General features: G+C 62.5%; 11 protein-coding genes. 9 read left to right on the plus strand and 2 right to left on the minus strand.

Translation table 11 applies throughout. The annotated features are described in order from the left end of the window. Positions 1–3 precede the first annotated feature (3 nt). The 7 genes from ACTJKS_RS14640 to ACTJKS_RS14670 all read left to right on the plus strand — a co-directional run bounded on the left by ACTJKS_RS14640 (position 4) and on the right by ACTJKS_RS14670 (position 7,771). Positions 4–1,005 (plus strand): polysaccharide deacetylase family protein, encoded by a 1,002-nt coding sequence (locus ACTJKS_RS14640; protein WP_108183141.1) that lies wholly within the window; start codon positions 4–6, stop codon positions 1,003–1,005. Further along, positions 1,002–2,306: a lipopolysaccharide biosynthesis protein gene (locus ACTJKS_RS14645; RefSeq protein ID WP_041066252.1), complete on the plus strand. Its 1,305-nt coding sequence runs from the start codon at positions 1,002–1,004 to the stop codon at positions 2,304–2,306. Before ACTJKS_RS14640 ends, ACTJKS_RS14645 begins: the two co-directional genes overlap by 4 nt. Next, a complete protein-coding gene (locus tag ACTJKS_RS14650) occupies positions 2,303–4,222 on the plus strand; it encodes a hypothetical protein (RefSeq protein WP_108183142.1) in 1,920 nt (639 codons plus the stop codon). The genes ACTJKS_RS14645 and ACTJKS_RS14650 overlap by 4 nt, the downstream gene beginning before the upstream one ends. Before the next feature lie 165 nt (positions 4,223–4,387). Continuing rightward, the gene (locus tag ACTJKS_RS14655) at positions 4,388–5,077 is read left to right on the plus strand and encodes a GNAT family N-acetyltransferase (protein WP_007961305.1); all 690 of its coding nucleotides are present in this window, start codon (positions 4,388–4,390) and stop codon (positions 5,075–5,077) included. A gap of 4 nt (positions 5,078–5,081) precedes the next feature. After that, positions 5,082–6,260, plus strand: coding sequence for a GNAT family N-acetyltransferase (locus tag ACTJKS_RS14660; protein ID WP_108183144.1), 1,179 nt, complete (start codon positions 5,082–5,084; stop codon positions 6,258–6,260). Beyond that, a complete protein-coding gene (locus ACTJKS_RS14665; RefSeq protein WP_108184411.1) occupies positions 6,232–7,023 on the plus strand; it encodes a ChbG/HpnK family deacetylase in 792 nt (263 codons plus the stop codon). The genes ACTJKS_RS14660 and ACTJKS_RS14665 overlap by 29 nt, the downstream gene beginning before the upstream one ends. A gap of 55 nt (positions 7,024–7,078) precedes the next feature. Further along, positions 7,079–7,771, plus strand: a complete 693-nt coding sequence (locus tag ACTJKS_RS14670) for a GNAT family N-acetyltransferase (RefSeq protein WP_262949039.1) — start codon at positions 7,079–7,081, stop codon at positions 7,769–7,771. Positions 7,772–8,078: 307 nt separating this feature from the next. On the opposite strand, the gene ACTJKS_RS14675 is transcribed toward ACTJKS_RS14670, so the two are convergent. Then, complete coding sequence (locus ACTJKS_RS14675) at positions 8,079–8,885, minus strand: class I SAM-dependent methyltransferase (protein WP_108183145.1); 807 nt, start codon at positions 8,883–8,885, stop codon at positions 8,079–8,081. Between the two features lie 199 nt (positions 8,886–9,084). Next, positions 9,085–9,972 carry a LysR family transcriptional regulator gene (locus ACTJKS_RS14680; protein ID WP_007961294.1) on the minus strand — a complete coding sequence of 296 codons (888 nt, stop codon included), beginning with the start codon at positions 9,970–9,972 and terminating at the stop codon, positions 9,085–9,087. A 199-nt stretch (positions 9,973–10,171) separates the two neighbouring features. On the opposite strand from ACTJKS_RS14680, the gene ACTJKS_RS14685 reads away from it, so the two are divergent. Continuing rightward, positions 10,172–11,188, plus strand: coding sequence for an alpha/beta hydrolase (locus tag ACTJKS_RS14685; protein WP_108183146.1), 1,017 nt, complete (start codon positions 10,172–10,174; stop codon positions 11,186–11,188). 207 nt (positions 11,189–11,395) lie between these two features. Further along, on the plus strand, positions 11,396–12,823 hold the full coding sequence (locus tag ACTJKS_RS14690) for a mechanosensitive ion channel family protein (protein WP_108183147.1): 1,428 nt from the start codon (positions 11,396–11,398) through the stop codon (positions 12,821–12,823). The last annotated feature ends 61 nt before the right edge of the window (positions 12,824–12,884 follow it).

Here is a 12,884-nt window from a genome sequence, read left to right on the forward strand (position 1 = left end):
GCCATGGCGATCAAACAATTAATAAAACGCACCAGTGGCTGGCTTTACCTCAATTCCCCGGTGGGACGCAATCAGCTGCACGGCGCCGGGGTGATCCTGATGTTGCACCGGGTGCTGGCCAACGACCGCGCCGCCGACCTGCCGCACCGCAATGAGCTGTGTGTCGGACCGAAAGCCTTCGAGCACCTGCTGGTGTGGCTGCGCCGACACTTCGATTGCGTGCCGCTGATGGACATCCTTGCGCCCACCTCACTGCGCAGCGACCGTCCACGGGTGGCACTGACGTTCGACGACGGCTGGCGCGACAACGCGGTCAATGCGTTCCCGCTGCTGCAAAAACATCAGGTGCCGGCGAGCATCTTTCTCTCCACCGATTTCATCGGCAGCCGCCAGCGCTTCTGGTGGGAAAGCCTTGGCGAGACCCTGTGGGGCAGCCATGGCGAAAAGGCGCGCATGCACTTGATCGAATACCTGCACATGATCCACCACCCACTGCCGGTACTGGTCGATGACATCGATGTCGACCGCCGCAGCCTGTCGCTGCTGCATTACCTGCAAAGCCTCAAAGACCTTGAACCGGCGATGCTTGAACGCTTGACCGACGAATGTCCGCCCGAAGCGCAGCCGCAAGCACTGGACTGGCATCAGGTACGGGCGCTGGAAGCCTCGGGGCTGGTGCGTTTCGGCCCGCACGGCGCCAGCCACGCGATCCTCACGGAACTGGACGATGTGCGCCTGAGCGAAGAAATCCGCCGCAGCCGCGACGCCTTGAACAACGGCTGCAACCGGCCACTGCCGGTGTATTGCTACCCCAACGGCAACAACGACGAGCGAGTAAGAAAACAGATTGCCGCGCACGATTACCCGTTCGCGCTGGGCACCGGCACCGGCATCTATCGCGGCGAAGGCGATCCACTGAACCTGCCACGTTTCGGCGTCAGCCAACGCACCGCGCGTAATCCCGAGCTGCTGTCGTGGCGCATCTTTCGTGGAAACCGGCCATGAGCCGCAGCCATTACCTCAAGCATCTGGCGCTGAGCATGGGCACCAAACTGGCGATGATCGCCTTGCGTTTGCTGCGCAATGTGTTGCTGGCGCGGATCCTCGGCCCCAGTGAGCGAGGGCTGTTTGCGCTGCTCAGCACCTTGCCCGATCTGATCAGCGCTGCCACCAGTGGCGGGTTGAATTCAGCCGTCGGTTATCAGGCCGCCAAGCAACGGCCGATGGGGTTGCTGCTGAGTCAGGTGCTGGTGTTTGGTTGCTTGCTCGCCGGCCTGTTGACCTTGTTGGTGGTAGCCCTGGTGCGTGAGTTCGGCAGTGAACTGGATGTCACCGTGCAGCTCGGTCTGCTGGCCTGGCTGTTACTGCTGGCGGTACCGCTGACCGTGCTGAAGAGCGGTCTGCTGACCCTGCACAACGCCTCCGGTGGCGTGGTCGCGTTCAACGCCTTGCGCCTGACCGAATCACTGGCGCCGCTGCTGCTGTTTCTCGCGCTGTTCTGGATGTGGAAAAGCGCGGCGCTGGAAGCGGCGCTGATCAGTTGGCTGGCCGGGATCAGCCTGGTGGTGCTGGCCGGTTGGGTCTGGCTCAAACGCGCGCAACCGCTGCACCTGCAATGGGATCGCGCCAGCCAGAACGAACTGCTGCGCTACAGCGCGCGCAGCCATCCGGACCTGCTGTTCCAGCAAGTGATTCTGCGCTCGGATTACCTGTTCATCGGCGCCCTGCTCGGCAGCACCGCGCTGGGGCATTATGCGATGGCCAGCGCCGCAGCCGAACTGCTGCTGATCGTCCCGGAAGCAGTGACCACACCGCTGATGAAACGCCTGTTGCAACAAGACGAAGGCATGGACAAGGTCACCCCGCTGGCCCTGCGCCTGACCGCCACGGTGATGCTCGGCGCGTGCCTGAGCATGGCCGTGATCGGCAACTGGCTGATCGTCACCCTGTTCGGCATCGCTTACCAACCGGCGTATCCGGCGCTGCTCGCCTTGCTGCCGGGGCTGCTCGGGCTGTGCTACGCGAGCATCCTGCGTCTGGACCTGCTGGGGAAAAACCGCCCCGGTACGGTGTCGCTGCTGATGGGCCTCGGCGCCCTGCTCAACCTGGCGCTGAACCTGGTGTTGATTCCGGCCTACGGCATCGTCGGTGCAGCGGCGGCATCGTCGATTGCCTACCTGGCCGTGACCGTGGCGATGCTGGTGTTGTACTGCCGTTTAAGCGGCGTGGCGTTTTGGCAAACCCTGATCATCCTGCCCAGCGACGTCGCGCCGATGTGGCAGATGCTGCACCGGAAGGCCGTATGAAAGGCCTGCTTCTGCTGCTCGGTCTCGGCCTGTCGCTGGACGCCTTTGCCGCGTCGATGCGCTGGGGCGAGATCCGCGACGGCAGCCTGTATCTGCAAGCCGATCGCCCGGACACCGTGACCGTGCGCTGGACCCCGGCGTGGCAGGCCGAGGCCAACGAAGAGCATCTGTACCTGCTCGACGGCCAGGGCAAACTGCAGGGCGAACGCTTGATCAAGGCCAGCGAAACCCGTGGCAGCCAGAGCTGGCCGCTGCTGCCGGGCGCTGCCAGTTATCGTCTGGAAATTCCTGGCTACAGCTTCCGCAATTATCGGGTCGAACACGATGAGCACACCGTGGCGCTGTTCGAGCCGGCCAAGGTGCATTTCAGCGCGCAGACACAGAACGGCGACGAGCTGTATTTCAAGGTGGCGCCAGGGGAACACGCGGTGCTGGCCGGCAAGTTTCATGGCGGGGTCAACGCGCTGCAGGCGCAACGGGTGGGCGATGATCAGCCACTGACGCTGGCGCTCAAACCCTATCGCGCCTATTGGCAGTTCGATCAACTGGCGTTGCCGGTCAGCGAACGCGAACAGGTCTGGCGCCTGCGTCTGCAAGGCAGCGGCAAAGCGGCGTTCTGGCTCGACGGCACGGCCAATCGGTTTGCGCAGACTGCGCAGCAACTCAAACCTGTGCGCGAAGAGACCGGCCAGATTCACCTGACCCTGCACGACAAAATCCTCGGACGCACGCCGGATCTGGGCATCGCCCTGCCCTACGTGATGCCGCCCACCAGTAGCCATGCGGTGCTGGATGCGTTGAAAGCGACCGCCGCCAGTTACTACAGTTTTGTCGATGTCACGGCGAAGAATCCGCACTTCGAAGACGCGTTCCGCAAGGTTTATCAGGAGCGCTTCGGCATCCGTCAGGACATCACCCTGCTCGCCGGCAGCCAGCGTCAGGCCGATCTGCGCGCCGACGTGCAAAGCAATGGCGGGCTCGACGCGTGGCTGGCCGGCACCCGCGCCTTGGGCGGCACGGGCACGCACTACATCGGTTTTGCCGATGAGCCGAACCTCAACTATTCGAGCTTCGAGCAATACCGGGCGATTTTCGCCAGCATGGCCAGGCAAGTGCGCAGCGATCCGGCAAATGCCAGGGCCGGTGTGCGCATCGCCATGCCGGCCAGTTCGCGGCTGGTCAACGGGCCGTTCGCCGATAACGCGGCAGACAAGCGTGGCATCGACTGGGCGCGGCGCTTGCTCGGTGAGTCCGCCGAGCAGATCGACGCACTGGCCTGGCACGAATGGATGATCCGCGACCTGCTCGCCACCCGGGTCTACCGCGACAGCGTGCGCCGCGCCGCCGAACTGGTTGGCCTCGACGCCCACGGCCAACCGCGCAAGGCCTTGCTGCTGGATCAGACCAACCTCTCCAGCGGCTCCAGCCTCAGCCCCTACGATCAAGAAACCCGGTACGCCGCGCTGTGGTGGACGTCGGTGGTGATCAACGCTTCGCAGGACGGTTTGCTGAGCATGCTCAACTGGTTTCAGGCCGCCGATGAGCCGGAATACCCCAAAGGCATGATCCGGGTCCTGGGCGCTGAGGGTTTCGAGCTGAAACCGGTGGGGCTGGCCCAGCAGTTCATCGCGCAGCACTGGCTGCATCAGGTGCTGTGGCTGGAGAACGACGGCTTCGAAGTCGATGTGCTGGCGATGGCCGGCGACGACCAGCGTGGCCTGCTCGGTGTGAACAAGGGCACGCGTTTGCAGCGGGTCGACCTGAGTGGCGCCAAGTGCCCACTCAACAACGGTGCGTTGCGTTACTTCGGCGCAGACAACCGCAGCCGCGACGCACCATTTGCCTGCCGCGAAGGACGCGTCAGCTTCGACTTGCCAGGGCAAACCCTGTTCGCGTTGAGCTGGAGCGCGTCATGAACCCGAATTTCAGACAATGCATGGCGAAAATAAATGTGTGGCGAGGGAGCTTGCTCCCGCTGGNCCCCAATACTTGCGACCCTATTGGCGACTGCTGCGCAGCCGAGCGGGAGCAAGCTCCCTCGCCACAGTCGTTCGCCCTGCGATATCGCCGGAGTACAGAACATGGGTACCGTCAGCAAACTCAGTCAGCACATCAAACAAAAAGGCCTGCGCGCCACCCTCGCCAAGGCGTGGAAGCACTACGTATTTTTCCATCAGGAACTGCTGTGGATGGAGCGCGATCTGGTCAGTCCAGTGCCACCGCACAGCCTCAAACCGTACCCGCCGCTGCGGGTGGTAAAAATCACCGCCGACAACGCCAGCGCCTTTGCCCGCTACTTCGGCGACCGCGTCGGGACCATGGCCGAGCTGGCCAACGAAGGGCACACCGGGCACATGCACCTGGACGATCAGGGCGATGCCGTGGCGTTCATCTGGGGCAGCGCACGGGACTACTTCGACCGGCATTACTACGGCTGCCTGTTCCCGGTAAAACCAGGGGAATTCTTCGAGTTCGGCGGCGAGCTGACCCGCGCCTACTGGGGCAGCGAACTGTCGGTAGACCTGCAGCTGGAACTGTGGAAAGCCATGGCGGCCCAGGGCTGCGACAAGGTGGTGGACGTCTGCGAATTCCACAACATCCCGGCGCTGAAACTGCATTTGCGCATGGGGTACACCGAGCAAGGCCGGATCATGAACGTCTACACCCTGTTCGGTCGCTGGCGCTTCTACCGCGAAACCCGCTACAGCGGCTCGCGGCTGGATGCGCTGCGCAAACCGTCCCGTCCACCTGTCACAGCCACGGCGGCCTGAATCTATGGTGACGCGATTCGAATGGTGCACTTCGTTGTGCGCTGCCGATTTCCCGGCGGTCGCCTATGAGGCGCTGCGCCTGCGGGTGACGGATCACACGCCGTTCAACCAACTGGGCTGGTTGTGCGCGGCGGAGCAGACACTGAGCGCGGGCGAGAGCCTGCACATCCTGCTCGGTTGGGAAGCGGACGAATTGCGCCTGTGCCTGCCACTGGTGGCGGGCCGCGAGCGCTTTGCCGGCATGCCGTTTCGCGTGTTGCATCACTTGGGCCATCCACTGGCGGACCGACTGGCGCTGCTGTCGTTGCTCGAGGGCGATGACATGCGCGAAGCCCTGCGCCTGATCCGCCGACACCTGCCGCACGCGCTGCTGCAACTCAACGAGTTATCCGAGCCTGCGGGTGAAGAAAGCGCTCTCACCCCATGGATGGCCCACAGTTCCACGGGCGAACGCCGTCTCAGTTGCCGGGTGCCGGTGCATCTGATCAGCGAGGCGGATCACCAGGAGGTCTCCGGTGACCCGCGCTACAAGCTGCGCCGGGCGCGCAAACGGATTGCCGCGTGTGGCGCCCTGGTGCGGCGCATTACCCCCGACGCGCTGAGCATGGGTCCACTGTTGCGGGCGATCAGCGAAGTCGAAGCGGTGAGCTGGAAAGGTGACGAAGGCGTGGGGATCTTCGCCAGCGAGCGCAGTCGGCAATGGATCGAACGCGCCTTCACCGCCCTCGCCGGCCAGGGCCTGGTGCGGGTGGTGACGCTGGAACTCAACGGGCGTTGCATCAGCTATCGCCTCGGCTTGCTGGAACAGGGTCGACTCTACGATTACAACCTCGCGTTCCTGCCGCAATACGCCGATCTGGGCAGCGGTCGGGTGTTGCTGGAGGAATGGATTCGCTGGGGGCTGGATGAGCACTGGCGCTGGATCGATGCCTCGCGGGTCAGCCTGGAAAACTCCAGCCACCAGTTACACGAGCGCATGACCGGCCAACTGGAACACTGGCGCTGGAGTTTCTATTCCTGGCGCCCCAGCGGGATATTGCTGGGGCTGGGGTTGCGCCTCTGGCATCGCTTGAAACCGACGGTGCAGCAATGGCGCGCGCGACGTGCAGCCAGACCGGCACCCACACCTGTCGTCATCACCACGGAGGGCGATCATGCCTCGCCAAGTCATAGTCAACGCTGACGATTTCGGTTTGAGCCCGAACGAAAACGCGACGATCTTCGCCGCGTTTCAGGCCGGGGTCATCAGCTCGGCCACGGCCATGGCCAACATGCCGGCATTTGAGGCGGCCTGTGTGATGGCCCGGCATGCGTCGCTGCAAGGTCGGGTCGGGTTGCACTTCAATCTGACTTACGGTCGACCGCTGAGTGCTTCGATTCTGCGCAGCCGAACCTTTTGCGACGGGCATGGCGTGTTCGATCTGAGCCTGCCACGCCATAGCCTGTGGCTGAGTCGCGAAGATCGCGACGCAGTACGAGAAGAGTTGCAGGCGCAGTGGCAGCGTTGTGTCGAGCATGGCGTACGGCCAAGCCACATCGACTCGCACCAACACGTGCACAACATCTGGCCGATTGGTGAAATCGTCGCGCGGTTTGCCGCTCAGCAAGGCGTGCCGATTCGCCTGGCGCGCAATCTGGGGCAGAACCTCAGTCTGCCAAAACGCGTGTTCAAAGGTTTGCTCAATTGGCGCTTGCAGAGTCTGGCCGGAGCCACGGCGGACTATGTGTGCACGCCGGTGGACCTGCGCAACGCCCCCGCACCGAGCGACGGCGTGCTGGAAATCGTCGCCCACCCCAATCAGCTCGACAGCGATTTCGGCGATGCCTATCTCAACCCTGGAGAATCCCTGAGCCGCGTGCTGGAGCAGCGGCTGACGGGGGTACCGCGGGTGTCCTATGCCGATCTGAACAAGGATTTTTTACGGGGTGCCGCGGCACTCGATTGATTCATTCTCACAACAGCAACATCCACCACACCGGGCCTCGGCCACGGAGGGCAACATGAGTGTTATCGAAAAGCTGCGCGAACGCATCCGTCAAAAAGGCCTCGGCCGTCTCTTCGCCACCCTGTGGAAACGCTACGTGTTCTTCCACTGGGAGCTGCTGTGGATGGAGCGCGACCTGGTCTCCCCGGTGCCGCCGCACAAGCTGCGCCCCTACGAAGGCTTGCGCAAAGACGATATCACCCCGCTGAACACCGGGGCGTTCGCCAAACACTTCGGCGACCGCGTCGACACCATGGCCGAACTCGCCGCCGAGGGTCACACCGGACACATGTACCTCGATGCCGACGGCCACGCGGTGGCCTTCATCTGGGGCAGCATTCGCGACTACCACGACCGCCACTATTACGGCTGCTGGTTTCCGGTGAAACCTGGCGAGTTCTTCGAATTCGGCGGCGAAATGGCCCGGCCGTATTTCGGCACCAGCCTGTCGGTGGACGTACAAGTCGCCCTCTGGGAAGCCATGGCGGCTCAAGGCTGCGACAAAGTCGTCGACGTCTGCGAAACCCACAACATCCCGGCGCTGAAGCTGCACATCCGCATGGGCTACCACGAACAGGGCCGCGTCACCCACGTCTACGGCCTGTTCGGCCGCTGGCGCTTCTACCGCGAAAGCCGCTATGACGGCTCACGCCTGGAACCCCTGCGCAAACCTGGGCGGCCAGTGGTGAGTGCGGCGGCGCAGGCGTGATTCAATCGTAAAAGCGATGGCGGCCATTTGGCCGCCATCGCGAGCAGGCTCGCTCCCACATTGGATTTGTGTACGACACCATCTTCGAGCCATCGCCTATGTGGCACAGGCTTGCTCAAACATTCAGAAGGGTCAAACGGGCGAAGTTGGTTCTGATTCTTTCAGCCAGACTTGAGATCTTGCCGACGCCTTCGCTGGCAAGCCAGCTCCCACAGGTGTTCAGGTGTCCTCGCTATTTTCGTGCGAACCAAAAAACTGTGGGAGTCTGGCTTGCCAGCGATGAGGCCGGTTGGAGCGATGGAAAGCTTCAGGCCTTGCTGGCGACCAGGGTGAAGCACAGCGGCATCTGCGCTGGCCGATTCAGGTACTGGTCATACACCTCTTCGCGGTTCGAATGTGCATATTCCCTGAAATGCGCGATGTTCAGGCCGGCGGCGATGGCACCGCTGAAGATCGCGCCGAGGGTGTGCACGAACCAGTAGGACTTGGCAGCCTGCTGCTCGACCTTGCCGACGTAGACAATCGGTTCTTCCTGCACGAATGGCTCGGCGCGGAAGTAGGAGCTGGCGAGGCGGTGCGGGTCTTCGCCTTCAGGATCAACCATTTCCAGAAACGGATGGGTTTCATAGATCACCAGTTTGCCGCCCGGTTTCAGGGTTAACGCCACGTGGCGAAAGAACTCGCCGATGTCGGGCATCCAGTTCAGCACGCCGATGGTGATCAGCGCCACGTCGAAGCGGCTGTGCAGCGCAGCCGGCAAGTGATGGATATCGCTTTCGATGAATTCAGCGTTGTACGGCGAGCGCTGGTTCAATTCGCGAGCCTGTTCGAGAAACGCCTCCGATTGATCGACGCCGACCACACTGCGCGCACCGAGGGCAAACAGCGACAGGCTTTCGCGACCGTTGTTGCAACCGAGTTGAATCAACTCTTTACCGTCCACGCCGACCTGTTCCAGCAGACCGCGCAAGGTGTCGTCGAGGCAGGAAAAATCTGCCTGCGAAACGTCGTTCAACAGCGCTTGCCATTCCGCCGATTCACGGTGATGGCGAGCGGAATCGTTCCACGCCTGTCGATTGCTGTCGATGGCGGTTTTATTGTTGGGCACTTCCATGGCGCACTCCGGACGATGCTCGTGATTGAGCGGCCCCGAGTCTAGAACAGCCCGATCAATACGGTTGTTGCGACTTTGTAAGCCACACCGCCGATCCACTGTGGGAGCTGGCTTGCCAGCGATTGTGGCGGTTCAGCCAAATCATCATCGACTGAAACACCGCTATTGCGAGCAGGCTCACTCCTACAGTTCGGAACGCTTACATCTGATTCAGGCGCTCGCGCAAAAACTCGACCAACGCCTGCACCGGGCGCGACGCTTGGCGATGCTGCGGGTAGACCGCCGACAGGGTCAGCGGTTCGGGCCTGTAGTCGTCGAGCACCGGTACCAGACGCCCGTCCTTCAGCGCCGCGCCGACGATGAACGTCGGCAGATAGGTAATCCCCATTCCTTGCACGGCCGCATCGCGCAGCAACTCGCCGTTGTTCACCCGCATGCGCCCGGTGACGTTGACCAGCAGCGGCTTGCCCTGCCCCGCGTTGAAGCGCCATTGCACCGAACGACCATGGCCGTACGGCAGGCAGTCGTGGCTGTGCAGGTCTTCGGGGTTGAGCGGTGTGCCACGTTCGGCCAGATACGCCGGGCTGGCGCAGTACACCCGTTCGATGGCGGCGATACGCCGGGCGATCAGCGTCGAGTCTTCCAGCACACCGATACGCAACGCCAGGTCATAACCTTCGCCGAGCAGGTCCACCGGGCGATCACTCAAATCCACTTCCACGGTGACATCGCGATAGCGCTGCAAAAACAGCGGCAACAGACAACCCAGATGCGCCACGGCAAATGACAGCGGCGCACTGACGCGAATCGTCCCGCGCGGCTCGGCGGTTTGCCCAGCAATGCCCTGTTCGACCTGTTCCACTTCGCCCAGCAGGCGCAGCGCCGATTCGTAGTAGCTCTGACCCAGTGGCGTGACGTCGAGGCGTCGGGTGGAACGGTTCAACAACCGCACACCGAGGCGCTCTTCGAGCTGCATCAAACGGCGGCTGACGAACTGCTTGGACAGGCCCAACTGATCGGCCGCAGCAGTGAAACTGCCGGAGTCCATGACCTGGCAAAAAATACGCATGTCTTCGAACGGGTTCATTGTCACTCTCTGGTAGACAGTCAAACGCTTTATAGCCGCTTTTTCACATTTCGACAGCTCATTAATCTGTGTTCACGGTGTTGAAACCAACCCCAAACCTGTAAGAGCTGCCGAAGGCTGCGATCTTTTAAAGATCAAAAGATCGCAGCCTTCGGCAGCTCCTACAGAGAACACGACCAATCAAAAAATGGAATTGAGCATGAACATCAAAAAAACCCTGACCGCCTCCCTCCTCGCCCTCTCCATCGGCAACGCATTCGCCGCCGGCAGCCCGGGTGTCGAACACAACACCCAGGCCTTTCTCGAAGCCCTCGCCGCCGGCGGTGGCAAACCATTGGAACAGTTGAGCCCGAAGGATGCCCGTGCGGTGCTGACCGGTGCCCAGGCGTCGGTGAAGGTTGACCTCTCCGGGGTTGAAGTCAGCGACAAGGCGATCAAGGTCGATGGCCAGACCATCAACCTGAAAGTGGTGCGGCCGGCCAAGGTCAAAGGCGAATTGCCGGTGTTCATGTTCTTCCACGGTGGTGGTTGGGTGTTGGGCGATTACCCGACTCACCAACGCCTGATTCGCGATCTGGTGGTCGGCTCTGGAGCGGTCGCGGTGTACGTCGATTACACGCCGTCGCCGGAAGCTCAGTACCCGACAGCGATCAACCAGGCCTATGCGGCGACAAAATGGGTCGCGGAAAACGGCAAGCAGATCGGGGTCGACGGCAAGCGTCTGGCGGTGGCCGGTAACAGCGTCGGCGGCAACATGGCGGCGGTCGTGGCGTTGATGGCCAAGGAACAGAAAACCCCGGCCCTGCGCTTCCAGTTGCTGATGTGGCCGGTGACCAACGCCGGGTTCGATAACGGCTCGTACCAGCAATTTGCCGAGGGCCACTTCCTGACCAAGGGCATGATGCAGTGGTTCTGGGACAACTACACCACCAACCCGGCCGAACGCGCACAGATCCACGCCTCGCCGCTCAACGCCAGCGCCGAACAGCTCAAGGGCCTGCCCGCCGCGCTGGTACAGACCGCCGAGTTCGACGTATTGCGTGACGAAGGCGAAGGCTACGCACGGCATCTGGATGCGGCCGGCGTGCCGGTGACCTCGGTGCGCTACAACGGGATGATTCATGACTTTGGTTTGCTCAACCCACTGAGCCAGATTCCCGAAGTGAAAGCGGCCGTGCGCCAGGCCGCAGCTGAGCTGAAGACGCATCTGAACTGAGGCCCCCTCCCTCGCCACACCCAACGGTGTGGCGAGTTTTTTGATTGCAAGAACCCTTGTGGTGAGGGGATTCATCCCCGATGGGTTGCGAAGCGACCCCACTGCCAACCAGAAAGGCAGGGGACTGCTGCGCAGTCCATCGGGGATGAATCCCCTCACAACTAAAGCCTCTTCAACACCGACGTTCATGCAGTTCCGGAGATCGCCATGTCCATCCTCCTCACCCACCTGCTGTCCTGGAGCGCCGCGCTGTTGCTGCTCGACGCCCTGCTCTGGCACCTCGCCCCGTTCAAGCACCGCGCGCCGCGGGTCGGTGTGCGGCTGGTGCTGTTTCTGGCATTCAGCGCGCTGGCCATCAATGCCGGCGTCAGCCCGTTGCAGGCTCCACTGTTTGCCGATGACCCGGTGACGCAGCTCGGGGCGACGGCGCTGGGCATTCTCTGGTGGCTGTACGCCGCGCGGGTGCTGACCGAAGTGATCGGCCTGATTCTGATGCGACGCATCGGCCACAGCGGTCGGCTGTTGCAGGACGTGATTGGCGCGCTGGTGTTTCTGGCGGCGATCGTCGCGGCCGCCGGGTATGTGCTGGAGCTGCCGGTCAAAGGCTTGCTGGCGACGTCCGGGGTGGTGGCGATCGTCGTCGGTCTGGCGTTGCAAAGCACCTTGAGCGACGTGTTCTCGGGGATCGTGCTCAACACCACCAAGCCGTATCAGGTCGACGATTTCGTGGTGATCGACGGTGTCGAGGGCAAGGTCATCGACATCGACTGGCGCGCCACGCATTTGTTGACCAGCAGCGGCACCCTGGCGGTCGTACCGAACTCGGTGGCGGCCAAGGCGAAAATCGTCAATCTCAGTCGCCCGACCAACCTGCACGGGGTCTCGATCAGCATCAAGGTGCCGAATCACATTCGCCCGCGGCGGGTGCTCGACGCCCTCGACCGCACCCTGCAAGGCAGCAGCAGTCTGCTGCTCAATCCGCCGCCCAAAGCCGTGTTGAAAGAGGCCGGTGAGGAGATGTCCGAGTATGTCGCCAGCGGTTTCATCAGTGAACTGGGCAAGAAAGGCGAAGTGCGCAATCAACTGTTCGACCTCGCCCACCGGCATCTCGAAGCTGCAGGTATTTCCCGCCATCCCGATGGCGTGATCGAGCCCTCGACCCGCGCCCGGGCGTTGCTCGATGAAGTGAAAGTTTTCCGCTCGTTGAGCCATGAGGAACGTGATCGCCTCGCCGAATCGATGGTCGCACAACAATACGCGGCCGGTCAGGTGGTGCTGGGTCTGGATGAAGTGCCCGACAGTCTGTTTGTCATCGCCACCGGCGTGGTCAGTGCCACCGTGCCCGACGGCGACGGCCAGACCGAGGCCGGACGCATGGGGCCAAGCGAGGTCATGGGCGAACAGAGCATCCTCGCCGATACGCCGTCGCAAGCGACGTTCACCGCACTGACGTCGAGCATCATCTACCGCCTCGACAAAGCCCTGACCCGTCAGTGCATGGAGCAGCGCAGCGAAGTCGGCCAGGCGTTGAACAAATTGCAGGCCGTGCGACAGCAGAACAGCCGTCTGGCGTTGATGGCCAAACCGGTGGCGGTGCGCAAAGGTGGTTTTTTGGGATGGCTGCAGAAACGTTAAAAGCAAAAGATCGCAGCCTGCGGCAGCTCCTACATTGGAANCCTCTGTAGGAGCTGCCGCA

The organism is Pseudomonas sp. 22189 (assembly GCF_052045635.1).
Lineage (GTDB): Bacteria > Pseudomonadota > Gammaproteobacteria > Pseudomonadales > Pseudomonadaceae > Aquipseudomonas > Aquipseudomonas parakoreensis.

Coding starts and splice junctions, on each gene's coding strand:
- ACTJKS_RS14640 (WP_108183141.1), top strand. CDS start 4: ATGGCGATCAAACAATTAATAAAACGCACCAGTGGCTGGCTTTACCTC.
- ACTJKS_RS14645 (WP_041066252.1), top strand. CDS start 1,002: ATGAGCCGCAGCCATTACCTCAAGCATCTGGCGCTGAGCATGGGCACC.
- ACTJKS_RS14650 (WP_108183142.1), top strand. CDS start 2,303: ATGAAAGGCCTGCTTCTGCTGCTCGGTCTCGGCCTGTCGCTGGACGCC.
- ACTJKS_RS14655 (WP_007961305.1), top strand. CDS start 4,388: ATGGGTACCGTCAGCAAACTCAGTCAGCACATCAAACAAAAAGGCCTG.
- ACTJKS_RS14660 (WP_108183144.1), top strand. CDS start 5,082: ATGGTGACGCGATTCGAATGGTGCACTTCGTTGTGCGCTGCCGATTTC.
- ACTJKS_RS14665 (WP_108184411.1), top strand. CDS start 6,232: ATGCCTCGCCAAGTCATAGTCAACGCTGACGATTTCGGTTTGAGCCCG.
- ACTJKS_RS14670 (WP_262949039.1), top strand. CDS start 7,079: ATGAGTGTTATCGAAAAGCTGCGCGAACGCATCCGTCAAAAAGGCCTC.
- ACTJKS_RS14675 (WP_108183145.1), bottom strand. CDS start 8,885: ATGGAAGTGCCCAACAATAAAACCGCCATCGACAGCAATCGACAGGCG.
- ACTJKS_RS14680 (WP_007961294.1), bottom strand. CDS start 9,972: ATGAACCCGTTCGAAGACATGCGTATTTTTTGCCAGGTCATGGACTCC.
- ACTJKS_RS14685 (WP_108183146.1), top strand. CDS start 10,172: ATGAACATCAAAAAAACCCTGACCGCCTCCCTCCTCGCCCTCTCCATC.
- ACTJKS_RS14690 (WP_108183147.1), top strand. CDS start 11,396: ATGTCCATCCTCCTCACCCACCTGCTGTCCTGGAGCGCCGCGCTGTTG.